The 1,267-nt window shown below is 68.2% G+C and carries 1 protein-coding gene; it reads right to left on the minus strand.

Translation table 11 applies throughout. The annotated features are described in order from the left end of the window. Positions 1-837, minus strand: an 837-nt coding sequence (locus A5646_RS23525) for an acyl-CoA dehydrogenase (RefSeq protein WP_067024565.1), incomplete at its 3' end; no start/stop codon positions are given. Positions 838-1,267 lie beyond the last annotated feature (430 nt).

The following is a 1,267-nucleotide window of genomic DNA, read 5'->3' on the forward strand; positions in this document are numbered from 1 at the left end:
CTCGCCCAGCCTGATCTGAGCGGCGGGCTGGTCTTTCTGCGCCACCCCGCTGTAGGCCAGCACGCGCTCGCTGAGCCGTTCGGCGAAGAGTTCGGTCACCCGCTCCGCGGTCCCGAGCACGGGCATCGACGCCGTCAGCGCCAGCGCCGGAACCATCGGCCACCGGTACGTCGCGACCCCGTGTGCAGCCGCGCCGGGTGCCGTCCCGCCGTAGATGTCGGCCACGGCGACCACTCGGTGCTCGGGGACGAACACGTCGGTGATGACGAGATCATGCGAACCGGTGCCGCGCATGCCGGCCGTCTGCCAGGTGTCTACCACCTCGACCCGGTCGGCGGGCAGCACGACGAGCACCGGATCGATACGGTCCTGCCGTTCGATGAGCGCGCCGACGATCATCCAATCGGCATCCATCGCACCGGTCGCCCAGGACCACCTGCCGGTCAGGCGCACGCCACCGTCGACCGGCACGCCCCGGCCGGTGGGGGCCAGGGGAGCCGGCGCCAGCACTGGGCCGGACGCGAAGACCTCGTCCTGAACGCGCGGATTGAACAGCGACAGCATCCAGTTGTGCAGCGCGTAGAACCCCAGCGTCCAGGCGCTGGACGCGCAGCCGTGCGCCATCCGCCGAATCGGTTGCAGCAGTTCGGGAAACGAGGCCTGAAGGCCGCCGAACCGGGCTGGCAGCAGTAACCGAAACAGGTCGGTCTGCCGGAAATCGCTGATCGTCGCGGCGGGCAGGCGCCGCAATCGCTCGGCCTCCTCGGCGCGATCGGCCAGCCGCGCAACGAATTCGTCGGTGACGCCGTGCAGCGGTTGGCGTTCGACCACGGACATGCCCGAGACCGTAACATACTTTTTAGTATGGCGAGGCATCCGGTGCATCGGCACGGCATCGCTTACTCCAGGCCCGATGTCGCGATCTGTGGGAAACGTGACGCAAACGTGGGGAGCCCGGGGCAAGCGGGCGGCGCCACACTGGTCGCGCGGGGTATCGAGCGTGGTGGCAGTTGAACGTCGGATGAATTCGTCTCCGTGGATGAACCGACTCGGCCGGGGTTCCGTCTGCGTTGTGTCGCAGCGCTTTACCGGCGGTTGGAGGTTCGGCGATCGTGAACAATCCGCAGCACGGCCAGGTGACGACCCTCGTGCGCCCCCTGGGAGCGGCGGAGCGGCTCTTCTATCGCTACAGCGAACGCAATCCCGCGCATTTCTCGATCGTGGCGGAATTCGGTGCGGTGCTTGCCGAAAAGCCGCTGCGGGCCGC

This window comes from Mycobacterium sp. 1245499.0, from assembly GCF_001673615.1.
Classification (GTDB): Bacteria; Actinomycetota; Actinomycetes; order Mycobacteriales; family Mycobacteriaceae; genus Mycobacterium; species Mycobacterium europaeum_A.